The organism is Roseobacter sinensis, assembly GCF_025755255.1.
Lineage (GTDB): Bacteria > Pseudomonadota > Alphaproteobacteria > Rhodobacterales > Rhodobacteraceae > Roseobacter > Roseobacter sinensis.
In genome coordinates this window covers 301,037-325,100 of sequence record NZ_JALIEB010000003.1, presented here as the reverse complement: position 1 = coordinate 325,100, position 24,064 = coordinate 301,037, and the positions used below count along the sequence as shown (strand labels likewise).

The window sequence follows — 24,064 nt, the reverse complement described above, 5'->3', positions numbered from 1 at the left end:
GCCGGAACGTTTGTGTTGTCTAGCTGCTCCCCTCCGACCGAGCAATGCAGATGGGTGCGCGCCCGGTTTCTGAACGGTGGAGCGAGATGAATTGGAGACATTCGATGATGTTGATCGAAGAGACGACGGTGCCCGATGCGGCGCTACCGGTCGAAGAATTCAAAGGGCATTTGCGACTGGGCACCGGCTTTGGTCAGGATTCTGCGCAGGATGAAGTGCTCGCCGGGTTTCTGCGTGCCGCGATGGCCGCAATCGAAACACGGACCGGCAAGATCCTGATGACGCGCCCGTTCAGCTGGTCGCTGACCTTCTGGCGGGATCGCGACACACAGGTGCTTCCGGTTGCGCCGATTTCGGATGTGACCCGCGTGTCGGTGATGTCGCGCGATGGCAGTGCGTCGGAGGTGGACGCAGAGCAGTATTGGCTGGAGCGCGACAGCCAGCGGCCGCGTCTTCGGGCGGTTGGCGCCTGTTTGCCGGTCATCCCACAGGGCGGCTCCGCGATTTTGGAGTTCGAGGCCGGCTATGGCCCGGTCTGGACGGATTTGCCCGCTGACATGCGTCAAGCGGTCTTCCTGCTGGCCGCACACTATTATGAATACCGCGACGAGACGTCCCTGCGCGACGGCAGCATGCCCTTCGGCGTGAGCAGCTTGATCGAGCGCTACGTGGTGCTGCGCATGGGGTTGGGAGCGAACCGATGAGCGCGCCGCGCCTGAATAGGCAGCTGGTGCTGGAAGCGCCGCAACGCCTGGACGACGGGGCCGGAGGCTATGTCGAGACGTGGCAGGCACTTGGGACCCTTTGGGCCGAGGTCAAACCACGCTCGGGCCGGGAGAGAGCTCTCTCAGAGACCGCGGTGTCGGCGATGAGCTATCGGATCACCGTGCGCGGCGCCCCGTTCGGCGACGCGCAACGCCCTGTGCCCGATCAGCGGTTTCGCGAGGGCGCGCGGCTCTTCCTCATCGAGGCGGTGGCCGAAGGCGACGCGAGCGGGCGCTATCTGACCTGCTTTGCAACGGAGGAGGTTGCGGTATGAGCTATGCCATGTCGGGCGCGCTTCAGTCGGCAATCTACGACGCGCTGATCAACAATGCCGCCGTCGCCGCGCTGGTGGGACCGCATGTCTATGACGCCGTGCCGTCCGGTCTGGTGCCCGAGACCTACGTGAGCCTCGGACATGAGCAGGTCCGCGATGCATCGGACCAGACAGGCGATGGCGCGCTGCATGACATCGAGATCCTGGTGACGACCCGGCAGCCCGGGTTCGCCGGTGCGAAAGCGGTCGCTGCGGCGATCTCGGACGCGCTGCGGGATGCGGACCTGGCGCTGAGCCGGGGGCGACTGGTGTTCCTGAGGTTCTTGCGAGCGGACGCGCGGCGGATCGATGACAACACGGGCCGGGAGGTTCGCATGCGATTCCGCGCCCGCGTCGACGACGAATAATTTTTAGACTTCACACGAGGAGATAGCCCCATGGGTGCTCAGAACGGAAAGGACCTTTTGATCAAGGTCGACATGACGGACAGTGGATCCTTCACCACGCTTGCGGGTCTGCGCGCCACGCGGGTCAGCTTCAATGCCGAGACCATCGACGTGACCAGCCTGGAGAGCCAGGGCGGATGGCGCGAGCTGCTGACCGGTGCCGGCGTGCGGTCGGTCTCGATCAGCGGGTCGGGCGTGTTCCGCGACGCGGACACCGATGAGCGCGCGCGGCAGCTCTTCTTTGACGGCGAAGCGCCCAACTTTCAGGTTGTGATACCGGACTTCGGCGTTGTCGAAGGGCCGTTCCAGGTGACCTCGATCGAGTATGGCGGCAGCCACAACGGCGAGGCGACCTACGAGCTGGCGCTGGCCAGCGCAGGCGCGTTGAGCTTCACGGCGATCTGATCATGGCAAATCCCTGGAGGGGCGATGTCGCCTTGGTGATCGACGGCCAGACCCATGTCATGCGTTTGACGCTTGGGGCGCTGGCGGAGCTGGAGGCGGCCATGCAGGCGGATTCGCTACTGGCGATGGTGGAGCGCTTCGAAAACAGCAGCTTCACCAGCCAGGATGTCCTTGCGCTGCTGAAGGCGGGTTTGCGGGGCGGCAAATGCGACGTGTCCGATGATGTGCTGCTGCACGCCGAGATCGAAGGCGGGCCGATTGGCGCGGCACGGGCTGCGGCGGAACTGCTGGCGCGGGCCTTCACCGCGCCGTCGGTCTGATGCCGCTCGACTGGCCCGGCCTGATGCGCGTGGGTTTGCGCGGCATGGGGTTGCAGCCCGATGTGTTCTGGGCGCTGACCCCGGCGGAACTCCAGGTGATGCTGGGCGATCCGACGAAGTCCGGGCCGCTTTTGAGTACTGGCCTCGATGCCTTGATGGCGGCCTACCCCGACAACGACGACAAGGACGATGGCAATGACGGATGAGAGCGATTTCGACGACTTGGAAGGGCGTGCCGAGGGCCTGAACGAAACCCTCGGCCAGACCAGTCAACTGGTGTCGGGGTTCGACAGCGAGCTGCAGCGGATGAGAACATCGCTGGAAGCTACTGGGCGAGACATTGCCGTGCTGGAGCGCGGACTCACGCGCGGTCTGCGGCGGGCCTTTGATGGTGTCGTTTTCGACGGTGAGAGCCTGTCGAGCGCCTTGGATACGCTGGCCAACAGTTTGGTCAACACAGCCTATAGCGCTGCGATCAACCCGGTGACAAAGCAGGTCGGCGGGCTTCTGGCGCAAGGTGTTGACGGGCTGATTGGAAACATCCTGCCCTTTGCCGATGGCGCGCCCTTCAGCCAGGGGCGGGTGATGCCCTTTGCCACCGGCGGGATCGTGAGCGGTGCCACACCTTTCGGTATGCGCGGCGGCATGGGGATCATGGGCGAAGCCGGACCGGAAGCGATCATGCCGTTGGCACGTGGTCCGGATGGCAAGCTCGGCGTGCGCGGTGCGGGCGGCGGCGGCCAGACCATCGTGATGAACATCTCGACGCCGGATGTGCAGGGCTTCCAGCGCAGCCAGGGTCAGATCGCAGCCCAGATGACCCGCGCCCTGGGGCGCGGCCAACGCAACCGATAACTCCGGGGGAGCAGACCGATGCAGTTTCATGAAGTGAGGTTTCCGGCCACGCTGAGCTTCGGCTCGGTCGGTGGGCCCGAGCGGCGCACCGACGTGGTCACGATCAGCAATGGCTACGAAGAACGGAATTCGCCCTGGGCGCATTCGCGCCGCCGGTACGACGCGGGGCTCGGCATGCGCTCGCTCGACGATGTGGAGACGCTCATCGCTTTTTTTGAAGCGCGGTTCGGTCAGCTCTATGCGTTTCGCTGGAAGGATTGGTCCGACTATCGTTCGGCCAAGCCTTCGACGGATATCACGGCCTTCGATCAATCGATCGGAACCGGGGACAGTGTTCAGACGGAGTTCTCTCTGATCAAGACTTACCAATCGGGGACGTATAGCTATGTGCGCCCCATCAGCAAACCCGTGGTGGATACCGTGATGGTGGGCGTAGATGGTGTGCAAGCCGTTGAAGGCACGGACTATTCGATCGATTATGCCACGGGTACTGTGAGCTTCACCGAGGCCCCAGGCGTTGGTGCTGAGGTGACCGCCGGCTTCGAATTCGATGTGCCGGTGCGTTTCGATACGGACCGCATCCAGACCAGCATCGCGAGCTTCCAGGCCGGCGAAGTGCCGAATGTGCCGATTGTAGAGGTGCGGATCTGATGCCGGGCATGGATGCAGGATTGCAGGCCCATCTGGAAGGTGGCCTGACGACGGTCGCGCATGCTTGGTCCATCACGCGGCAGGATGGCGTCGTGCTCGGCTTCACGGATCACGATCGCAACCTGAGCTTTGATGGGATCACCTTTCGCGCGGACACCGGGCTGAGTGCGCTGGCCCTGTCCCAAAGCACCGGTCTGTCGGTGGACAACACCGAGGCGCTTGGTGCGTTGAGCGATCTGTCGATCCGCGAGGATGAGATCGAGCAGGGGCGCTTTGACGAGGCCGCTGTCGAGGCCTGGTTGGTGAATTGGCAGAATGTTGATCAGCGTTGGTTGCAGTTTCGCGGCACCATTGGAGAGATCCGCCGTGCCGCCGGAGGCTTCCAGGCCGAATTGCGTGGGCTGACTGAATTGCTCAACCGGCCGTTGGGCCGCGTCTATCAGAAGCCGTGCACGGCGGTGCTGGGTGACGCGACCTGCGGTGTTGATCTGAACACGCCCGGCTACTCGATCAATCTGGCCATCGAGGAGGTCGTACAATCGCGCATCTTTCGCTGGGCGGATTTCGGCGGGTTCGATGCTGGATGGTTCGCCAGGGGCCGGCTGGAGATCCTGGACGGAGCAGCTGCGGGGCTTTGGGGCATGGTGAAGCAAGACCGCTTTGAAGGCGCCCGCCGGGTCATCGAGCTGTGGGAGCCGGTGCGGAGCGCGCTTCAGCCGGGGACAACCGTTCGGGTGATTGCGGGCTGTGACAAGCGCAGCGAAACCTGCCGGTCGAAGTTTGCGAACCTGATCAACTTTCAGGGCTTTCCGGATGTACCGAACGAGGACTGGATGATCGCTGTACCGAAATCGAGCGGGGCGAACACGGGCGGGAGTCGGCGATGACCGCGTTGCAGCATCGCATTGTTGCGGAAGCGCGGGACTGGATCGGCACGCCCTATGTGCATCAGTCCGCCAGGAAGGGTGCCGGCACCGATTGTCTCGGGCTGATCCGCGGGCTCTGGGTGTCACTTTACGGTGCAGAGCCCGAGCCGATCCCGGCCTATTCGATGGATTGGTCGGAGCCGCAGGGCGAGGAGCGTCTGTGGGAGGCCGCGTTGAGGCATCTTCTGCCGCGGCCCCTTGAGCAAGACATTCCTGCGGACGTCATTCTGTTTCGGATGCGCAGCGGCGCTGTTGCAAAGCATCTTGGCATCATCGGCCAGACCGGTGCGCATCCGACGTTCATTCATGCCTACTCACGACACGGGGTCGTCGAAAGCGCGCTGAGCCTCCCCTGGCGGCGGCGGATCGTGGCCCGGTTTTCTTTTCCCGAGGAGGGTTTCTGATGGCGACACTTGTTCTTTCTGCCGTCGGGGCCGCCGCTGGTGGTGCGATTGGCGGTTCTGTTGCAGGCCTGTCCACCGCGGTCATCGGGCGGGCGGTCGGCGCGACGATTGGTCGGGTCATCGACCAGAAACTCCTCGGCGAAGGCTCCGAAGTCGTTGAGACCGGCAAGGTTGACCGGTTCCGCATTTCGAGCGTTGGAGAAGGCGAGGCGCTGGCGCAGGTCTACGGCCGCATGCGGTTGGGGGGCCAGGTGATCTGGGCCTCCGACTTTGCCGAGACCGTTTCAGTTTCGGGGGGCGGTGGCGGCGGCAAGGGCGCTCCGAGCCCGCCGCAGACGCAGACCCAGACCCGCAGCTACTCCTATTCCGTCAACCTCGCGGTGGCGATCTGCGAGGGTGAAATCACGCGGATCGGGCGTATATGGGCCAACGGCGAAGAGATCGCGCCGGATGATCTCAACATGCGGGTTTACAAGGGTGCGGCAGACCAGCTGCCCGACCCGGTGATCGAGGCCATCGAGGGTGCCGGAACAGTGCCGGCCTATCGCGGGACGGCCTATGTTGTCTTTGAGAACCTGCAGTTGGAGCGCTTCGGCAATCGTATTCCGCAATTCTCCTTCGAGGTGTCGCGCCCCGAACAGGTCGAGGAGCCCGACGCGGATCTTGCGCTGACCTACGCGATCCGAAGCGTCGCCGTCATTCCTGGAACGGGTGAGTATTCGCTGGCCACAACGCCGGTGCACTACACCAGCGGTCCGGGCAGCCGGTGGAGCGCCAACGTCAACACGCCAGCTGAGAAGTCGGATTTCGCAGCATCGCTTGAGACGCTGACGGAAGAGCTGCCGAACTGCGAGGCGGTCTCACTCGTCGTGTCCTGGTTCGGTGACGATCTGCGCTGCGGGAGCTGCCAGGTCCGGCCGCGGGTGGAAAAGAAGGAATATGACGGCGAGAACATGCGTTGGAGCGTGGCGGGGTTGAACCGGTCGACAGCGCTGGCCATGCCGTTGGAAGACGGGCGACCGATCTATGGCGGCACACCGACGGATCAATCGGTCGTCCAGGCGATCCAGGCGCTGCGCGCGGCAGGACAGCAGGTTCTGTTCTACCCGTTCATCCTCATGGATCAGCTAAGCGACAACGAGCTGCCGAACCCCTATGCGCCGGAGGAAACACAGCCACCGCTGCCATGGCGTGGTCGTATCACCTTGTCGATTGTACCCGGAGCTGTTGGATCGCCAGATGGAACAGCCACAGCGAACGCGGAAGTGGACGCGTTCTTTGGGACGGCGCGGGCGTCGGATTTCTCCGTCTCGGGGTCTTCTGTGGCCTACGCGGGGCCGAATGAGTGGTCGTTCAACCGATTCATTCTGCACTATGCCGCCCTGTGCAAGGCGGCGGGTGGCGTTGAGGCCTTCTGCATCGGGACCGAAATGCGGGGGCTCACCCAGATCCGAGGTGCGGGCAACCGCTTTGTGGCGGTCGAGCGGTTGCGGGCGCTTGCGGCCGACGTACGCGCCATTCTCGGTCCCCAGACGAAGATTACCTATGCCGCGGACTGGAGCGAATACTTCGGCTACCAGCCGCAGGATGGCTCGAATGACCGCTATTTCCACCTCGATCCGCTTTGGGCGGACGACAACATCGACTTCATCGGCATCGACAACTACATGCCCATGTCGGATTGGCGCGAGGGGGACGACCATCTAGATGCCGAGGCGGGATCGATCTACGATTTGGAGTATCTGACATCGAATATCGACGGCGGCGAAGGCTATGACTGGTTTTATGCGTCCGAGCAGGATGCAGCCGATCAGGTGCGGACGCCGATCGAGGATGGCGCTTACGATGAGCCCTGGGTCTATCGCTACAAGGACATCAAGAACTGGTGGCTGAACCGGCATCATGATCGCATCGGCGGCGTGCGGTCGGCGGATCCGACCGGTTGGGTTCCGCAATCCAAGCCGATCTGGTTCACCGAGATCGGATGCGCTGCAGTCGACAAGGGCACGAACCAGCCCAACAAGTTTCTGGACATGAAGTCGTCGGAGAGTAGCCTGCCGAACTTTTCGAATGGCGCGCGCGACGACTTCATACAGGCTCAGTATCTGCGGGCGCTCACGGTCTTCTGGGGCGATGTGGAGAAGAACCCGACCTCCGCCATTTACGGTGGCCCGATGGTGGACATGAGCCGCGCCTATGTCTGGGCCTGGGATGCCCGGCCTTACCCCTACTTCCCGAACAATGCCGCGCTCTGGAGCGATGCGGAAAACTACGCTCGCGGCCATTGGATCAACGGACGGACCTCGGCCCGGTCGCTCGCCTCCGTCGTGGCCGAGATCTGTCGGAAGGCAGGTGTCACCAGTTTCGATACAAGCCGCCTTTACGGTTCGGTCCGGGGGTATGTGGTGAACGACGTCAATGATGCGCGGGCCTCATTGCAGCCCTTGATGTTGCGCTATTCCTTCGATGCGGTCGAACGGGACGGCGCGTTGGTCTTTCGGATGCGCAACGGGCAAAACCCGCTTGTGCTGGAGCGCAGCACGCTGGCGTTGAGTGACGAGCTCGACGGCGTTGTGGAGCAGTCGCGATCCTCGCAGGCGGACATGGCGGGTCGGGTGAGGCTGCGTTTCATGCAGGCCGATGCGGAGTTCGACGTGCTGGCCGAGGAAGCGGTTCTTGCCGATGAGCGCACGCATTCCGTCTCGACATCCGAGATCCCTATTGCGCTGACCCGGGGCGAGGGGCGGCAGACGGCGGAACGCTGGTTGACCGAAGCCCGAATCGCACGAGACGCCATTCGCTTTGCGCTGCCTCCGTCCTGCCTGACCATGGGAGCAGGCGACGTCATCCAGCTGCAAGGCGATCAGGCCGAAGGCCGTGCTCTCTATCGGATTGACCGCGTCGAGCAGGGCGCGCTTCAGATCGTGGAAGCCGTGCGGATCGAGCCCGATGTCTATACCTCTGCCGAGATGATTGATGATGTTCCGAGCCCGCGCCCTTTTGTCCCACCCGTGCCGGTCACGCCGCTGTTCCTCGACTTGCCGCTGATCACTGGCGATGAGGTGCCGCATGCGCCACATGTCGCGGTGACGGCTCAACCCTGGCAGGGCTCCGTCGCGGTCTATCGCTCGCCGAGCGACAGCGGGTTTCGCCTGATCAGCCAGCTTTCGGCCCGGTCTATTGTCGGGACAACGCAGTCGGAGCTGCGGGCCGCGCCCTCGGGACGGCTGGACCGTGGCGCCCCGCTCGAGGTCAAGCTGATCAGCGGGGCGTTGAGTTCGGTCGAGTTGTCGTCGATGCTGAGCGGTGCGAACCTTGCTGCGATCGGCGATGGAAGTCCGGACAACTGGGAGGTATTCCAGTTCGCCGATGCCGTCCTTGTCGACAAGGACACCTATCATCTGAGCGCCCGGCTGCGGGGTCAGTTAGGCAGTGATGGGCTTATGCCCGATGCCTGGCCAGAAGGATCCTGGTTCGTGCTTCTGAACGGGTTCCCGGAGCAGATCGACCTCGGGCGCAATCTGCGGCGTGTCTCGCAGACCTACCGCATCGGTCCGGCGCGCCGGCCCGTTGACGATCCCTCCTATGTCGAGGAGGTCCATGCGTTCAACGGCAACGGCGAGCGGCCCTACGCGCCGGTGCATCTGCGCGCTGACCGCGCGGCCGATGGTGAGGTCGCGGTGACTTGGGTGCGTCGGACACGCAAGGATGGGGATGGCTGGGATGTACCGGACGTGCCTCTGGGCGAGGAGAGCGAGGTCTATGTGGTGCGGGCGCTGCAAGGCGGCGTGCTCCTCCGCGAGGTCACGGTCACCGGTCCGGAATGGATCTATACCGCAGAGGACCAACTGGAGGATGCCGTCGCCGGAGACGTTGACCTGGAGGTCGCGCAGATCTCGGCAGCCTTTGGCTCGGGGCTTCCGGGGCGCATCAGCGTGACACTCTAGCGGCATATTCCCGGGCCGGCTGGTCTCATTTCGATACGGAATAGCACCCATCACAGGTTTGCGTTTGGCCTCGATCGCCAAAATAGGGTACAACCGGAGTCCAACGTCAGAAGGACAGGTGTGATGGCTGAACGTAAACCGAATATCGCATCCGTGGACCCGGTCTGGGATCAGATATGCACCGAGGCGCGGCAGGCGGCACTTGACGAGCCGCTGATGGGCGGCTTCCTGCACGCCTGCATTCTGCATCACAAGAGCATCGAGAAGGCCCTGTCGTACCGGATCGCGGCAAAACTGGCCTCGAATGAGATGTCGATGGTGGTTGTGCGGGAGATGGTCGAGGATGCCTATGCCAGCGATCCGTCACTGGTGCAGGCCGCGCGCGCCGATCTTGTGGCCATCTACGAGCGGGACCCCGCCTGCCACCGGCTGTTGCAGCCGATTCTCTACTTCAAGGGGTATCAGGCGATGCAGGCCTACCGGGTCGGCCATCACCTCTGGAAGCAGGGCAAACGGGATCTGGCCTATTTCGTACAGATGCGAGTGTCGGAGATCTTCGGCGTCGACATCCATCCGGCCGCACGGATCGGCAAGGGGATCATGATCGACCATGCGCATTCCATCGTGATCGGCGAGACCGCGGTTGTGGGCGACAACGTCTCGATGCTGCATTCTGTGACTCTGGGCGGCACCGGCAAGGAAGAGGAAGATCGCCATCCGAAGATCGGTGACGGCGTGCTGATCGGGGCCGGGGCCAAGGTGCTCGGCAACATCAAGGTCGGCGATTGCAGCCGGATCGCGGCGGGATCTGTCGTGCTAGAGGAAGTGCCCCCTTGCAAGACGGTCGCCGGGATTCCTGCCCGCATCGTGGGCGAGGCCGGGTGTGATCAGCCTTCAATTTCCATGAACCACATGTTGGGGCCGAACGCGTAAGCCTTCATCAATCTCACGAGAAAAGCCGGGGTTCCGCCCCGGCTTTTTTTGTGTTCGGTCGGCTCTATGCCAGCATTGTCATGGGGTTTTCCAAATTGTCCTTGATGGCCTGCAAGAGTTGCGCACCGAGCGCCCCATCGATGACCCGGTGATCGACCGAGAGCGTCACGGACATGACCGTCGCGACGCCAAGCTCCCCGTCCGCCGCGACCACCGGTTTCTTCACGCCGGCCCCGACGGCAAGGATTGCACCGTGGGGCGGGTTGATCACCGCATCGAAGTTGTCGATACCGAACATGCCGAGGTTGGAGATCGCAAAGCTCCCGCCCTGGTATTCATGTGGGGCCAGCTTGCGGTCACGGGCGCGGGTGGCCAGGTCCTTCATTTCCGCGGAGAGGGCAGAGAGGGATTTCATCTCCGCGTCTTTCAGCACGGGCGTGAAGAGTCCGCCCTCGATGGCAACGGCGACGGCCACGTCGGAAGGCTTCAGCTTGAGCATCCGATCACCGGCCCAGACGGCATTGGCATCGGGCACCGCTTGCAGCGCGAGCGCACAGGCCTTGATGATGAAGTCATTGACCGAGAGCTTCACGCCACGGGCTTCGAGTTGCTTGTTGAGCTCGCCGCGGAATTTCAACAGCGCGTCCAACTCGATATCCCGGCGCAGGTAGAAATGCGGGATCGACTGCTTGGCTTCGGTCAGGCGGCTGGCGATGGTCTTGCGCATGCCATCGAGGCTGACCTCTTCGTAGTCGCGCCCTTCGTATATGGCCATCACCGCGCTGGTGCTTGGTCCGCTCGTGGCGGTTGCAGGGGCGGCCGGGGCTGCGGGCGCGCTTGCGGCTGCTTTGGGGGCCGCTGTTGCTTTTTCGACGTCCGCTTTGACAATCCGACCGTGCGGGCCGGAGCCCTTTATGGCGGCGAGATCCAGCCCTTTGTCCTTGGCGATCCGCCGGGCGAGTGGCGATGCGAAGATGCGGGTGCCGTCGGCGGACTGTGGTGCGGGCGCTGAAGGCGCAGGGGCGGGCGCCTCGGAGCCTCCGCTGGCGGCCGCCTCGTCGCCCGAAACGGGCGCCTTGCTGTTGCCCGCGTCAGCCGCGGGCGCGGCTTCCGGCGCGGATGCCGCCGTATTGATATCGTCGGCGCTTTCGCCCTCTTCGAGCAGGATGGCGATCGCCGTGTTGACCTTCACCCCTTCGCTGCCTTCTTCGACCAAGATCTTGCCGATGATGCCTTCATCGACCGCTTCGAATTCCATCGTCGCCTTGTCGGTTTCGATCTCCGCCATGATGTCGCCGGAGGAGACGGTGTCGCCTTCCTTGACGTGCCACTTGGCCAGCGTGCCTTCTTCCATGGTCGGGCTCAGGGCGGGCATGAGGATTTCTGTCGGCATCTTGCGCGCTCCTTAGCTGTAGGTGACTTGTTTCACGGCGGCGATCACCTCGTCGGTCGTGACCAGCGCCAGCTTTTCGAGGTTGGCCGCATAGGGCATGGGCACGTCCTTGCCAGTGCAGTTGATCACAGGCGCATCGAGGTAGTCGAAGGCCTCCTGCATGATCACGCTGGTGATGTAGTTGCCGACAGAGCCTTGCGGCCAGCCTTCTTCCACCGTCACGCAGCGGTTTGTCTTCATCACCGATTTGATGATGCTGCCGGTGTCCATGGGCCGGAGGGTGCGCAGGTCGATGACTTCTGCGGAGATGCCGTCTTCGGCGAGCTTGTCCGCGGCCTCCAGCGCGTACTGCATGCCGATGCCGAAGCTTACGAGTGTCACGTCAGAGCCTTCGCGCCAGACGCGCGCCTTTCCGAACGGGACCGTATAGTCATCGAGGTCGGGCACGTCGAAGCTCCGCCCGTAGAGGATCTCATTTTCGAGGAAGATCACCGGGTTGGGATCCCGGATCGCGGTTTTCATCAACCCTTTGTAGTCGGAGGCGGAGTAGGGCATCGCGACCTTCAGACCGGGGATCTGCATGTACCAGACAGCGTAGTCCTGGCTGTGCTGGGCTGCGACGCGGGCCGCGGCGCCGTTGGGGCCGCGGAAGACCATCGGGCAGCCCATCTGACCGCCGGACATATAGAGCGTCTTGGCGGCGGAGTTGATGATCTGGTCGATCGCCTGCATTGCGAAGTTGAAGGTCATGAACTCGACGATCGGGCGCAGACCGCCGAAGGCGGCGCCCGTTGCGATGCCGGCGAAGCCGTGTTCGGTGATCGGCGTGTCGATCACGCGTTTCGTGCCGAATTCGTCGAGCATGCCCTGGCTGATTTTGTAGGCGCCCTGATATTCGGCGACTTCCTCACCCATCAGGAAGACATTTTCGTCGCGGCGCATCTCTTCGGCCATCCCATCGCGCAGCGCTTCGCGGACCGTCTGTTGTTTGAGCGTGGTGCCCTCGGGCCAGTCGGGTGTGGTGTCCGTCTGTGGTGCGGAGGGGGCAGGGGCGGGCGCCTCGGAGGCCGCAGGGGCCGCCTCGTTGCCCGCGTCAGCCGCGGGCGCGGCTTCCGGCGCGGAGGGCGCCGTGTCGATATCGTCGGCGCTTTCGCCCTCTTCGAGCAATACGGCAATGGCGGTATTCACCTTCACGCCCTCGGTGCCCTCGGCCACGAGAATCTTGCCAATGGTGCCTTCATCGACCGCTTCGAATTCCATCGTCGCCTTGTCGGTTTCGATCTCCGCCATGATGTCGCCCGACGAGACGGTGTCGCCCTCCTTGACCAGCCATTTCGAAAGTGTGCCTTCTTCCATCGTCGGCGAGAGCGCGGGCATGAGAATTTCGGTTGCCATGGGTCAGGCCTCCTGCGGGACTTCGGTTGCGTAGATGTCTGTCCAGAGCTCCTCGACGGCGGGCTCCGGTGAGGTCTTGGCGAACTCCGCGCTCTCGTTCACGATGTCCTTGATTTCCTTGTCGATGGCTTTGAGGTCGTCTTCGCTCGCGTGTTTGCCGGTGAGCAGAAGGGAGCGGACCTGTTCGATGGGGTCCCGCTCGTCGCGCATCTTCTGCACCTCTTCGCGGGTGCGGTACTTGGCGGGATCGGACATGGAGTGGCCGCGATAGCGGTAGGTCTTGATTTCGAGGATGTAGGGGCCCTTACCGGCGCGGCAGTGGGCGACGGCCTTCTGACCGGCTTCCTTGACGGCGAGCACATCCATGCCGTCGACTTCCTCGCCCGGGATGCCGTAGGCGGCACCCCGCTCCCAGTAGCTCGGCGACATGGTGGAGCGTTTGGTCGAGGTTCCCATGGCGTATTGGTTGTTCTCGATCACGAAGATGACGGGGAGCATCCAGAGCTCGGCCATGTTGTAGGATTCGTAGACCTGCCCCTGGTTCGCGGCACCATCGCCGAAGTAGGTGAAGGTCACGCGATCGTTGCCTTTGTACTTGTCGGAGAAGGCGAGCCCCGCGCCCAGCGGGACCTGCGCGCCGACGATGCCGTGGCCGCCGTAGAAATGCTTCTCCTTCGAGAACATGTGCATCGAGCCGCCCTTGCCCTTGGAATAACCGCCCTCGCGGCCCGTGAGCTCGGCCATCACGCCGTTCGGGTCCATCCCGCAGGCGAGCATGTGGCCGTGATCGCGATAGGAGGTAATGCGCTTGTCGCCTTCCTCGGCCGCGGCCTCGAGCCCGACCACAACCGCTTCCTGGCCGATGTACAGATGACAGAACCCGCCAATCAGACCCATGCCGTAGAGCTGACCCGCCTTTTCCTCGAATCGCCGGATCAGCAGCATATCGCGGTAATAGGCCTTGAGCTCCTCGGCGGAGACATTGGGTTTCTTGGTGGATTTTCGCGGTGCCATCTGAGCGGTTCTCCCTCGTCGCGCCCACGTCCGGGCAGATAGTTTAGCGTTAAACTATCTCTTATCGGATTCGAGAGCGGAATGCGAGAGGCAATCTGACGCTTGGTCAGCTATGCCATGAAGCCCTTGTTTTCGTGATGAAATCAGCCTAGCGGATCACGATCTCATCGGCCCGGATCATGCCCAGCACCGAGCGCGCTTGCTCGTCGAGAAGATCAAGATCGAGAAAGTCATCCGACAAGCGCTGGGTGAGGTTCTCCATGCGGACCACCTCCGTCTGGACCATCGTCAGCTGTTTCTGCAAGGCATCCGCTTCGGCTGTGATCTCCGCGCGGCGGAAGAGGCCAAAGTCGCCCTGTACGGCGGCGAAGGTGAAATAGGTGGCGAGGCCCAACGCAAGCGCGAAGAACACAAATGTGCCAAGGGCGGGTCGTGGGGAACGGGTCATCTGCACTGCCTTTTGGTCGCCTCTTTGCGGGCGTGAGCGGACTATGGCACAGCCGAAGCCGCAAGGGAATCCCCCTTGTTCGGGTTTCGTCGAAACTCTGGCTTATGCAGCGAGCGCGGCCACGCCCGGTAACTCCTTGCCTTCCATCCATTCCAGAAAAGCGCCGCCCGCGGTTGAGATGTAGGTGAACGCCTTCGCCGCGCCCGCCTGGTTGAGGGCGGCGACCGTGTCACCGCCGCCGGCCACCGACACCAATGTGCCTGCCTTGGTCTGGCGCGCCGCATCTGCGGCGGCTGCGTTTGTGGCCTGATCGAAGGGCGGGATTTCGAAGGCGCCGAGCGGGCCGTTCCAGATCAGCGTCTTCAGATCGGCGAACGCGGCGGTGACCGCCTTCACGCTCTGCGGCCCTGCATCCAGCACCATCTGGTCGGCTGCAAGCACCGTGTCGGGTCCCAGTGCCACAACCTCATGATCCGCGCCCGCCTTGAACTCCCGTGCGACCAAGCCATCGACCGGGAGCAGGATACGGCAGCCGGTGTTCTCAGCCTGTGCCATGATGGCCTTCGCGGTGTCGATGAAGTCGGGCTCCTGCAGGGACGCGCCCAGCTGTGCGCCCTGGGCGGCGAGGAACGTATTGGCCATGCCGCCGCCGATCACCAGCAGATCAAGCTTGCCCACGAGGTTCTCCAGGAGGGCGATCTTGGTCGAGACCTTGGCGCCGCCGACCACGGCGCCAACGGGGCGCGTCGGCGTCGAGAGCGCGCTCTCCAGCGCCGAGAGCTCCGCTTGCATAAGGCGTCCGGCACAAGACGGCAGAAGATGTGCGACGCCGGTGGTCGAGGCATGCGCGCGATGCGCCGCCGAAAAGGCGTCGTTGCAGAACACATCGCCGAGCGAGGCGAGAAACTGCGCCATGGCGAGGTCGTTCGCTTCCTCCATCGGGCTGAAGCGGGTATTTTCCACCAGCACCACCGCGCCCTCGGGCAAGGACCCGAGGGCCGCCGGGTCGGGGCGTTCGACGAAGGTCACCTTTTGACCCAGCGCCGCCTCCAGCGCTGGTAAGGTGACGCGCAGCGACATCTCGGGCACCACCTTGCCCTTGGGGCGTCCGAAATGGGCCAGCAGGATCGGCAGGCCGCCCGCCGCGAGGATGTCCCTGATCGTGGGCACGATCCGGTCGATGCGGGTGGTGTCCGTCACGCGGCCCTCTTCGACCGGCACATTGATGTCGACCCGGACCAGCACGCGTTTGCCGGCAAGCTCCATGTCATCCAGCGTCTTCCAGCCCATCACCCGCTCCTTCGCTCTGCCATCGCGCCTTTGTGTTGCGCGTATCATCGCCTGCGTCAATGACCCGCTTGGCATTCAGGGTCCCAACAATTAGGAAGTCCGCAACTCAAGACACAAGGAGTGCGGCATGGCCGAGATCGAAGACCCCGAAAACACCATCCTGATGGAGCTGAAAGGCGGCACCGTGACCATCAAGCTGCTGCCCGACGTGGCGCCCAAGCATGTGGAGCGGATGAAGGAACTCGCACGGGCAGGGGAGTACGACAACGTGGCCTTTCACCGGGTGATCGAGGGGTTCATGGCGCAAACCGGAGATGTGCAGCACGGCGATATGGAAGACGGGTTCAACCTGTCGGTGGCCGGCACCGGCGGCTCGGACCTGCCGAACCTGCCGGCGGAATTCTCCAAGATCCCGCATGCCCGTGGATCGCTTGGTGCCGCGCGCTCGCAAAACCCGGACTCGGCCAACAGCCAGTTCTTTATCAACTTCAAGGACAACGACTTCCTGAACGGGCAATACACCGTCTATGGCCAGGTCATCGAAGGGATGGAGCATGTGGATGCGATCATGCGCGGCGAGCCACCGGCCGAACCTGATCGCATGATCTCGGTGAAGGTGGCGGCCGATGTATAGATCTGCACTCGCCGCCCTGATGCTCGCCACGCCGGCCGCGGCGACGGGGATCGAAATCACCGTCGCAGGCGAGGCCAATGGCACCATCACCATCGATCTGCTGGAAGACGTGGCACCGGGTCACGTGGAGCGGATCACGTCGCTGGCGGACAGCGGTGCTTATGACGGCGTTGTCTTTCACCGTGTGATCGAAGGCTTCATGGCCCAGACCGGTGACGTCGAGTTCGGCAAGTCGGGCGGCGACATGCGCCGCGCAGGGATGGGCGGATCGGACCAACCGGACCTCGCTGCGGAATTCTCCGATGTGCCCTTTGACCGCGGTGTGGTCGGCATGGCGCGCGCGCAAAGCCCGGACAGCGCCAACAGCCAGTTCTTCATCATGTTCCAGGAAGGCTATTTCCTGAACGGGCAATACACGGTGGTCGGGCGCGTGACCGAAGGGCTGGAGGTGCTCGATGCGATCAAGCTTGGCACCGGACCCAATGGCGCCGTCATCGGTGCACCGGACGTCATGGAGACGGTCAAAGTCACCGAGTAGCAGGGTAGGGCGTCGACGTCGGGCTGGTGATGGATCGGCCTGACGTGGCGCTCAACCGACCTCAAAGCACTTGCAGATCTTGCCGTCCGGTGTCCGGTAGGTGCGGAACCCGATGGCATCGTAATAGGCAAGACCTTCGACATTGTCGGCACCGATGCTGGCGTCGATCTTCTTCAGACCCGCATCAGCGGCAGCCTTGCGGGTGACGGCGAAGAGGGCGCGGCCAACGCCGCGGCGGGCAGCGCTCGCCTTCACATGCGTACCGATGATGCCCCAACCCGGCGTGACCCCCCACGGGTTTGTCTCGGTGGCGCGGCTCAGGATCTGAAGGCCGAGGATCTCGCCGCTGTCGTCCACGGCGACTGAACACCGAATTCCGTCCCGTCCGTTGATATAGTGATCGCGGACGAAGGCCGCGTCATGCGGCCGGGTGCGTTTGCCCAGAGCCTTCAGCTCCTCGAGAAACGCGCTGATTTCAGCAGCGTCATCCGCAACGGCTTGTCTGACTTTCATGGGCCCTCCGTTGGATCTGATCGTTTGACACCGTCGCTGTAGACTCTGACCGTGCCGCAATCGAAACGCCATGGGGTGCAGCACGCTCGGCGGTCGGGCGCGTACCTCATGCTCAAGATTGAAAAAGGCGCCGCAGAGCGACGCCTCTTGTCAGTGTGCGGACAGTTGCGTCAGGACGCAGGGTTCGCCTTCGCGGCCGGCGCCGATTTCGCGCCGGGGCTGAGCGGATCGTCCTGCCGTTGCACGGAGCCTTCGAAATGTGCGCCGCTCTCGATCGCGATGGTCTTGTGGATGATGTCACCCTCCACCCGCGCGGTCGAGGTCAGACGCACCTTCAGACCGCGCACACGGCCCACGATCCGGCCGTTGACGACCACGTCATCGGCAATCACTTCGCCCTTGATCGTTGCGGTCTCGCCGATGGTCAGCAAATGTGCACGGATATCACCTTCAACGGTGCCTTCGACATTGATGTCGCCGGTGGTCTTCATGTTGCCGGTCACGTGCAGGTCCGAGGACAGCACGGAGGCCGGCGGCTTCGCCTTGGGTGGTGCCGACTTGTATTCGGTCGGGGCAGGAGAGGCTGGTGCCGAGGACGCTGCCGGTTTTGCTGTGTCCGGTTCGGCCTGCTTCTGGCCCGGTTCGTTGATTTTGCTCTTAGAAAACATCTCTTGCAGCCTTGATATAGATCATTGGGTTTACAGCTTTCCCACCGACACGCACTTCGTAGTGCAGGTGCACGCCGGTCACCCGTCCGCTTGCACCCATATCACCGATATGATCCCCGCGCGAGACCCTTTGCCCAACTTTGACGCGAATTTTTGAAAGATGCGCATAGCGCGTCTCGATACCGAAGTCGTGCTGGATCTTGATCAGCCGCCCATAGCCCGATTGCCAGCCCGCGTAAGTCACCACGCCATCCGCGGTGGCATGCAGATCGGTGCCCACCGGGGCCGCGAAATCCACACCCTTGTGCATGCGGCGGCCACCGGTTTTCGGATCGCGCCGGAAGCCGTAATCGCTGGTGAAGCGGAAGGCTTGTTTGACGGGCAGCGCAAAGGGCGCGCGCTCTGCCGCGATGCGGTAAAGGTTCAGCTCGTCCATCTGCTCAAGAATGCGATTGGCGCGCAGGAAGTCCGGCGACAGCTCCTCGCCCCGGCTCGAGAAGGACAGCGGCGTGAGAGGGCCGCCCTGGCCGGAATAGCCGCTGCGCACCTGGTTGAGGATCCGTTCGGGCGCCATGCCCGCCGCCTTGAACATTTTATCGAGCGGTTCGACCGAGACCGTCATCGCCTCTTCCAGCTGGCGGAAGATCTGGTCATTGTTTTCCTGCATCAAGGCGATCTCGAGCGCCAGCTCATCCGCATGAAGCAGGGCTTGCTGGGCGTCGGCGACAACTTGGTCGCGCTCTGCTGCCGTGCGGGCCAGCGCATCAGCGAGGAAGTCCACCGGCACACCAGCGTCTTTCGAGGCGAGCAGCGTTGTGGCGCTCTCATCGGCCGCTTCACTCTGCAGCGCAGCAAGTGCGGTCTCAGCGGCCTCGCGCTTTTCCATTGTCTCCCGCAGCGTCGCTTGCACCACCTCGAGGCCGGTTTCGACTTCGTGGCGCCGGGTCTCGGATTCCAGAAGCTGCGACTGCATGACCGAAATCTGATCGAGCGCGGCGTTGAACCGGTCCTGTGCGGCCAGTGCCTCGGCGGCGCGCTGGTCGCGCTGCGCGGCCAGAGCGTTCAGCCGTACCTGATAGGTTGCCTGATCGCGCTTGGCCTGATCGCGGAAGTTGCCGGCTCCGATGCTGTCCATCAGCAGGATCGCCGTTGCGACGATCGACCAGGCGATCAGCGCTCCGGCGCCCGAGACGGCGATCAGCTGCGTTTCGGGTTTGAGGCGGATGAAGCGGGTGTCGGTGTCGGATTTCAGGAAGACGCGGCGTTCGGGAAAATAGTGCTCAAGGAGCCCATGAACTTTGATTGCTAAACGTGTCCGCACGAAGCCGTCCCTCTGCTCGTCTCCCCCGACACATGCCCTTTCTCCCGAGAGCTGCATCGCACGTCGAAGTGCTTAATGAGCAGGCAGGCAGGGGGCAAGCAAGATTAACGAGCGCTTCGCAACTTGACGTTGAATTGTTGTAAATCGGCAAAAACCTGCTGATATTTGGGGATTTCTTTCGTTTTTTGGCTCAAACCCGCTCTGCAAGCGGCCAATAGAAGTCGGGCGGGATGCCGGCCTCGGCGCGCTTCTCCTCGTTGAAGGGGGGCTTGAGGGCGCCGTGGAAGTAGGTGCGCACCAGCGCATGAAACCGCTCTTTCGGGTCGTCCTCATGGCGGCCACAGAGAAAGTGGAACCACTTCGAACCATAGGCCACGTGGCTGACTTCCTCGGCATAGATGGTCTCAAGTGCGGCCACCGCGTCGTCCGCCTTGGCCTTGCGGAAGATCTCGATCATGCCGGGGGTCACATCGAGGCCACGGGCCTCGAGCACCATCGGGACGACAGCAAGCCGACCCATGAAATCCTCTGCCGTATCCTCCGCGGCACGCCACATGCCCGCATGCGCGGGCAGCGCGCCGTAGCGGCTGCCCATGGCCTCCAGGCAGTCGCACATCAGGTTGAAGTGTTTGGACTCTTCATCCGCCGCTTTCACCCAGTCGTCGTAGAATCCCGTGGGCATCCTCACATGGGCAAACCGCGCAATGATGTCCCAGTGCAGATCCACCGCGTTGAGCTCGATATGCGCGACCGCATGCAGAAGGGCGATCCGGCCCTCCGGTGTTCCGGGCCGGCGGCGCGGCACATCGCGGGGGCTCAGCAGCTCAGGCTCCGCCGGCCGCGCCGGATGCAAGGGGGGATCGGCGCGGCCGATCTCCGGCGTTTCGCCGCGCTGTCGCGCCTCTTGCCATTCCGCGGCGCAGTGGCGCGACAGCGCCGTCTTCTCGCGACCGTCGGCGGTGCGCAACACCGCCTCGGCCATCTGAGCCAAGGGCCTCATAGGGCTTTGACGGCCTCCAGCACCTCGTCGACATGGCCCGGCACTTTCACCTTGGGCCAGACGCGCGCGATGGTCCCGTCCGCCGCGATCAGGAAGGTCGAGCGTTCGATCCCCATGAATTTCTTGCCGTACATGCTCTTTTCCTTCCAGACACCATAGTCCTCGCAGGCCGAGCCATGCTCGTCGGACAGAAGCGGGACCGTGAGATCCTTCTTGGCGACGAACTTCTCATGGCTCTCCATGCTGTCCTTGGAAATGCCGAAGACCTTGGCGCCCGCTGCGTCGAAGGCGGGTTTGCTCTCGGAAAAGCCCACGCTTTCCTTGGTGCAGCCGGGCGTGTTGTCGCGCGGGTAGAAAAACAGAACCACCGGCTGCCCCTTCAGATCGGACAGCGTGACATCGCCGCCATCGGTGCTGGGCAAGGTGAAGTCGGGGGCAGGGTCGGAAATCTCTGGCATGACACTCTCGTGGGTTTAAAGGTTTGCTTTCAGGTGACATATTAGACCGGAGCGAGCCACAGAAAAGAGCCGCCGCTCCGATTAACCTTTCGCGTCTGAATGCCTTCGAAAGTCGCCACCCGATTTGAACACTGACCCCGCAGATACGCCGCGACGGCGCCTCAAGAAACGGTACGTTCTGCCGCCCGTTCTGCTTGTGTTGCTTGCGGCCTGCGTGGCTGCGGCGGTCTTCTGGGTCAAGGATCGCGATATCATCGTGCCCGGATGGGTGCGGGCCGAGATCGAACAGCGGCTGGCCGAGGCGGTGCCCGAGGCGCAAATCAGTTTCGGCGAACTGTTGCTGATCGTCGATGAAGGTTGGCGTCCGCGGGCGCGGGTGCGCGATGTGCGGGTCTCGGCACCGGATGGATCTGAAATCGTCACGTTTTCCGAGATGCGGGCCAGCCTGTCGATGACCGGCCTGCTGAAACGACAGATCGAGTTGAAGTCCGTTGACGTCAGCGGTGTCTTCCTGACCCTCCGCCGGGGCCCGGGCGGCGTGCGGTTGTCCGGCGGTCTGGAGGCGGGAGGTGTGGCACGCGAGGCGCCGAACCTCGCCCAGCTGGTCGCCGATCTTGACGATCTGCTGCTGCGGCCAGGCCTCGCACGGCTGCGCAGCGCCAGTCTGCAAGCGCTGACCCTGCGCTACGAGGACGAGCGGGCCAACCGGGCGTGGACGATCGACGGCGGCCGCCTCTCGCTCGATCGCGCCGACACGGCGCTTGTGCTCAGCGTCGATCTCGCCGTCTTGGGTGGCGGTGCGGAGGTGGCGACGATCAGCGCGAGCTATGCCGGAGAGATCGGTGCGCTGGCCTCCGATTTCGGCGTCACCTTCGCCAACGTCGATGCAGCGGATGTGGCCGTGCAGGGCCCGGCCTTCGGGTGGCTGCGGGCGCTCGATGCGCCGATCTCTGGCTCGTTGCGCGGCGGGGTCAACGAGGACAGCAGCTTCGATCCGCTCAACGCGACCTTCCAGATCGGTGCGGGCGTGATCCAGCCGACACCGGAATCCCGCGCCATTCCGATCGACAGCGCGCGCAGCTATTTCACCTACACACCCGCGACCCGCAGGCTGGTTTTCGATGAGCTCGCCGTCGACAGCAAGTGGATCAGCGGCCGGATCGACGGCAGCGCACAGCTGGCCGATGACGGACAGGGACGGATCGAGGATCTGGTCGGACAGCTGCGACTGACCGACCTGCGGATAAACCCCGCCGATTTCTACGACGAGCCGGTGGCGGTTGCCGCGGCCGAGCTCGATTTCCGCCTGACACCGCAGCCCTTCGCACTGCAGCTCGGTCGGCTGCAGGTGATCGACCAGGGCCATGTGCTGACCGCGAGCGGAAAGCTGACCGCGGATTCGCGCGGCTGGGACATCGCGGTGGACGCGCAAATGGACCAATACGGATCGGACCGGCTGATGGAGCTGTGGCCCGAACATGTGGCACCGAAGACCCGCCGCTGGCTGAGCGAGAACCTCTTCGACGGACAGATGCACGACATCAGCGGAGCGCTGCGGTGGCAGGCGGGCCGCGACCCCGAGACCTACCTCGGCTTCGACTTCGACCAGGCCGATGTGCGCTTTCTCAAGCAGATGCCGCACATCCTTGACGCCAAGGGCCATGCGTCGCTGCTGAAGGATCGCTTCGTTCTGGTGGTCGACGAGGGCGCGGTCGAGGCACCGGAAGGGGGGGCGGTCGATATCGCCGGCTCCTCTTTCATCGTTCCGGATGTGACGGCGAAGGACGGGACGCCCGGTGTCGTGCGGCTGTTGACCGACTCCTCCGTGACCGCAGCGCTGTCGATGCTCGATCAGCCGCCACTCAATGTCCTTGGCAAGGCCGATCTGCCGGTTCAACTGGCCGATGGGCGCGCGCAGACGGCCGGTACGCTGGCCCTGCCGCTGGTCAAGGATGTCCCGGTAGAGGCGGTGGAGTTCGACGTGACGGGCCGCATCACGGATATCCGGAGTGCCGCGCTCATCAAGGATCGCGTTCTGAGCGTGCCACTGCTCGACCTTGTCGCCTCGGACGAGGCTGTCCGGGTGTCGGGGCAGGGGACGCTTGATGACGTGCCCTTCGATGCCACTTGGGGCCAGCCCTTGGGTGATCCCGGGGCGCCGGGGCAGGTGACGGGGCAGATCGAGATCTCACCCGCGACGCTCGAGGCCCTGAACATCGAATTGCCGCCAGACTACATGAGCGGGGCGGGCACGGCAGATGTCGCGGTCACGCTGGTCAAGGGCGCGCCACCCGCGCTGCAACTCACCTCCGATCTGCGCGGGATCGGTCTTTCGATTCCGTCGGTCGGCTGGGCCAAACGTCCGGGGACACCGGCCGACTTCGAAGTGGTCGCGCAGTTGTCCGATGTGCCGGTTGTGGAGCGCCTCGCGCTCGACGCACCCGGTCTGCGCGCGCGCGGGGATGTGACGCTCAAGGAGGCGGGCCTGCTTGATCGGGTACGGCTGTCCGAGCTGCAGCTGGGCGGCTGGCTTGATGCCCAGGTTGATCTGATCGGACGCGGGCAAGGCGTACCGATCGGCGTGGTGCTGCGCGGCGGAACGATCGATCTGCGTCGCGCCGATGCGCTGGACAATGCAACGAGCGGCGAGACCACGCAGCTCACCGTGGCGCTTGACCGGCTTCAGGTGACCGACGCCATCGCGATCACCTCGGTGCGCGGCGACTTCACCACCGGTGGTGGGCTCGACGGCACCTTTTCGGGGCGCATCAACCGGGGCGCGGAGGTCTCGGGCCGGATGATCCCGCAAGGAGGCCGCAGCGCGATCCGCCTGACCGCCCAGGATGCCGGCGCTGTCTTCGCCTCGGCGAATGTGGTCCAGCAGGTGCGCGGCGGCGCGTTCGAACTGCTGCTCCTGCCCGTGGGCACCGGCGGCGCCTTCGACGGCAAGCTTCGGGTGCAGGACACCAGCGTGGTCGACGCGCCGGCCATGGCGGCGCTGCTGAACGCGGTCAGCATCGTCGGGCTCTTCAACATCGAAGGTAGCGACAGCCTCTTCTTCACGGATGTGAACGCCGACTTCCGGCTCTCACCGCGGCGGATCACGTTGCGCGAAGGCAGCGCGGTGGGGCCGTCGATGGGGCTGTCGATGGATGGCATCTATGCCACCGACACAGGCCAGCTCCAGATGCAGGGCGTGATCACGCCGGTCTACATTCTCAATGGCATCGGCAGCATCTTCACCCGCCCGGGCGAGGGGCTCTTCGCCTTCAACTACACCATCGGCGGCACGGTGCGTGACCCGGATGTCTCGGTCAATCCGCTGACAGCCCTGACGCCCGGCGGCATCCGCGACCTCTTCCGCAGGCCGAGACCGGACGTGCCGCTGGTCGAAGGCGAAGAGCCGCCACCGCCGCCGCCGCCCCGCGAACCGCGCACTTTCACGCGCGGAGAAGATCGCTAAAAG

General features: G+C 63.8%; 25 protein-coding genes. 15 read left to right on the top strand and 10 right to left on the bottom strand.

Annotated elements, in window-relative coordinates:
- Positions 1-104 precede the first annotated feature (104 nt).
- The 12 genes from MUB52_RS06860 to cysE all read left to right on the top strand — a co-directional run bounded on the left by MUB52_RS06860 (position 105) and on the right by cysE (position 9,926).
- The gene (locus tag MUB52_RS06860) at positions 105-704 is read left to right on the top strand and encodes a head-tail connector protein (protein WP_263843453.1); all 600 of its coding nucleotides are present in this window, start codon (positions 105-107) and stop codon (positions 702-704) included.
- Positions 701-1,039: a phage head closure protein gene (locus tag MUB52_RS06855; RefSeq protein ID WP_263843452.1), complete on the top strand. Its 339-nt coding sequence runs from the start codon at positions 701-703 to the stop codon at positions 1,037-1,039. Before MUB52_RS06860 ends, MUB52_RS06855 begins: the two co-directional genes overlap by 4 nt.
- Positions 1,036-1,446 carry a DUF3168 domain-containing protein gene (locus MUB52_RS06850; RefSeq protein WP_263843451.1) on the top strand — a complete coding sequence of 137 codons (411 nt, stop codon included), beginning with the start codon at positions 1,036-1,038 and terminating at the stop codon, positions 1,444-1,446. Before MUB52_RS06855 ends, MUB52_RS06850 begins: the two co-directional genes overlap by 4 nt.
- Positions 1,447-1,476: 30 nt before the next feature.
- The gene (locus MUB52_RS06845) at positions 1,477-1,890 is read left to right on the top strand and encodes a phage major tail protein, TP901-1 family (protein WP_263843450.1); all 414 of its coding nucleotides are present in this window, start codon (positions 1,477-1,479) and stop codon (positions 1,888-1,890) included.
- 2 nt (positions 1,891-1,892) lie between these two features.
- Positions 1,893-2,210, top strand: a complete 318-nt coding sequence (locus tag MUB52_RS06840) for a gene transfer agent family protein (RefSeq protein ID WP_263843449.1) — start codon at positions 1,893-1,895, stop codon at positions 2,208-2,210.
- Positions 2,210-2,416, top strand: a complete 207-nt coding sequence (locus MUB52_RS06835; RefSeq protein WP_263843448.1) for a rcc01693 family protein — start codon at positions 2,210-2,212, stop codon at positions 2,414-2,416. Before MUB52_RS06840 ends, MUB52_RS06835 begins: the two co-directional genes overlap by 1 nt.
- Complete coding sequence (locus tag MUB52_RS06830; RefSeq protein ID WP_263843447.1) at positions 2,406-3,065, top strand: phage tail tape measure protein; 660 nt, start codon at positions 2,406-2,408, stop codon at positions 3,063-3,065. Before MUB52_RS06835 ends, MUB52_RS06830 begins: the two co-directional genes overlap by 11 nt.
- Before the next feature lie 18 nt (positions 3,066-3,083).
- Positions 3,084-3,716, top strand: a complete 633-nt coding sequence (locus MUB52_RS06825; protein WP_263843446.1) for a DUF2460 domain-containing protein — start codon at positions 3,084-3,086, stop codon at positions 3,714-3,716.
- Entirely contained in the window at positions 3,716-4,603 is an 888-nt protein-coding gene (locus MUB52_RS06820; protein ID WP_263843445.1) for a DUF2163 domain-containing protein, read from the top strand. Before MUB52_RS06825 ends, MUB52_RS06820 begins: the two co-directional genes overlap by 1 nt.
- Positions 4,600-5,046 carry a C40 family peptidase gene (locus tag MUB52_RS06815; RefSeq protein ID WP_263843444.1) on the top strand — a complete coding sequence of 149 codons (447 nt, stop codon included), beginning with the start codon at positions 4,600-4,602 and terminating at the stop codon, positions 5,044-5,046. The genes MUB52_RS06820 and MUB52_RS06815 overlap by 4 nt, the downstream gene beginning before the upstream one ends.
- A complete protein-coding gene (locus tag MUB52_RS06810; RefSeq protein WP_263843443.1) occupies positions 5,046-8,993 on the top strand; it encodes a baseplate multidomain protein megatron in 3,948 nt (1,315 codons plus the stop codon). The genes MUB52_RS06815 and MUB52_RS06810 overlap by 1 nt, the downstream gene beginning before the upstream one ends.
- 123 nt (positions 8,994-9,116) lie before the next feature.
- A complete protein-coding gene (gene cysE, locus MUB52_RS06805) occupies positions 9,117-9,926 on the top strand; it encodes a serine O-acetyltransferase (protein WP_263843442.1) in 810 nt (269 codons plus the stop codon).
- Positions 9,927-9,990: 64 nt separating this feature from the next.
- Here cysE and MUB52_RS06800 read toward each other — a convergent pair whose 3' ends face one another.
- The 5 genes from MUB52_RS06800 to MUB52_RS06780 form a co-directional block, all read right to left on the bottom strand.
- A complete protein-coding gene (locus MUB52_RS06800; protein WP_263843441.1) occupies positions 9,991-11,319 on the bottom strand; it encodes a pyruvate dehydrogenase complex dihydrolipoamide acetyltransferase in 1,329 nt (442 codons plus the stop codon).
- Between the two features lie 12 nt (positions 11,320-11,331).
- Positions 11,332-12,714, bottom strand: a complete 1,383-nt coding sequence (locus tag MUB52_RS06795; protein ID WP_263843440.1) for a pyruvate dehydrogenase complex E1 component subunit beta — start codon at positions 12,712-12,714, stop codon at positions 11,332-11,334.
- A gap of 3 nt (positions 12,715-12,717) precedes the next feature.
- Positions 12,718-13,728: a pyruvate dehydrogenase (acetyl-transferring) E1 component subunit alpha gene (gene pdhA / locus MUB52_RS06790; RefSeq protein WP_263843439.1), complete on the bottom strand. Its 1,011-nt coding sequence runs from the start codon at positions 13,726-13,728 to the stop codon at positions 12,718-12,720.
- A gap of 148 nt (positions 13,729-13,876) precedes the next feature.
- A complete protein-coding gene (locus tag MUB52_RS06785; protein ID WP_263843438.1) occupies positions 13,877-14,176 on the bottom strand; it encodes an FtsB family cell division protein in 300 nt (99 codons plus the stop codon).
- Between the two features lie 102 nt (positions 14,177-14,278).
- A complete protein-coding gene (locus MUB52_RS06780; RefSeq protein WP_263843437.1) occupies positions 14,279-15,466 on the bottom strand; it encodes a phosphoglycerate kinase in 1,188 nt (395 codons plus the stop codon).
- Between the two features lie 127 nt (positions 15,467-15,593).
- Between MUB52_RS06780 and MUB52_RS06775 the strand changes: the two genes are divergently transcribed.
- Both MUB52_RS06775 and MUB52_RS06770 read left to right on the top strand, forming a co-directional pair.
- Positions 15,594-16,100 (top strand): peptidylprolyl isomerase, encoded by a 507-nt coding sequence (locus MUB52_RS06775; protein ID WP_263843436.1) that lies wholly within the window; start codon positions 15,594-15,596, stop codon positions 16,098-16,100.
- Positions 16,093-16,638, top strand: coding sequence for a peptidylprolyl isomerase (locus tag MUB52_RS06770; protein WP_263843435.1), 546 nt, complete (start codon positions 16,093-16,095; stop codon positions 16,636-16,638). The genes MUB52_RS06775 and MUB52_RS06770 overlap by 8 nt, the downstream gene beginning before the upstream one ends.
- Before the next feature lie 51 nt (positions 16,639-16,689).
- On the opposite strand, the gene MUB52_RS06765 is transcribed toward MUB52_RS06770, so the two are convergent.
- The 5 genes from MUB52_RS06765 to MUB52_RS06745 all read right to left on the bottom strand — a co-directional run bounded on the left by MUB52_RS06765 (position 16,690) and on the right by MUB52_RS06745 (position 20,598).
- Positions 16,690-17,151 (bottom strand): GNAT family N-acetyltransferase, encoded by a 462-nt coding sequence (locus MUB52_RS06765; RefSeq protein WP_263843434.1) that lies wholly within the window; start codon positions 17,149-17,151, stop codon positions 16,690-16,692.
- A gap of 170 nt (positions 17,152-17,321) precedes the next feature.
- Positions 17,322-17,819 (bottom strand): bactofilin family protein, encoded by a 498-nt coding sequence (locus MUB52_RS06760; protein ID WP_263843433.1) that lies wholly within the window; start codon positions 17,817-17,819, stop codon positions 17,322-17,324.
- Positions 17,809-19,140, bottom strand: a complete 1,332-nt coding sequence (locus tag MUB52_RS06755) for a M23 family metallopeptidase (protein ID WP_263843432.1) — start codon at positions 19,138-19,140, stop codon at positions 17,809-17,811. Before MUB52_RS06755 ends, MUB52_RS06760 begins: the two co-directional genes overlap by 11 nt.
- A 190-nt stretch (positions 19,141-19,330) precedes the next feature.
- Entirely contained in the window at positions 19,331-20,140 is an 810-nt protein-coding gene (locus tag MUB52_RS06750; protein WP_263843431.1) for a ferritin-like domain-containing protein, read from the bottom strand.
- Positions 20,137-20,598: a peroxiredoxin gene (locus MUB52_RS06745; RefSeq protein ID WP_263843430.1), complete on the bottom strand. Its 462-nt coding sequence runs from the start codon at positions 20,596-20,598 to the stop codon at positions 20,137-20,139. Before MUB52_RS06745 ends, MUB52_RS06750 begins: the two co-directional genes overlap by 4 nt.
- 124 nt (positions 20,599-20,722) lie before the next feature.
- Here MUB52_RS06745 and MUB52_RS06740 point away from each other — a divergent pair, with 124 nt between their 5' ends.
- Entirely contained in the window at positions 20,723-24,061 is a 3,339-nt protein-coding gene (locus MUB52_RS06740; RefSeq protein ID WP_263843429.1) for a DUF3971 domain-containing protein, read from the top strand.
- The last annotated feature ends 3 nt before the right edge of the window (positions 24,062-24,064 follow it).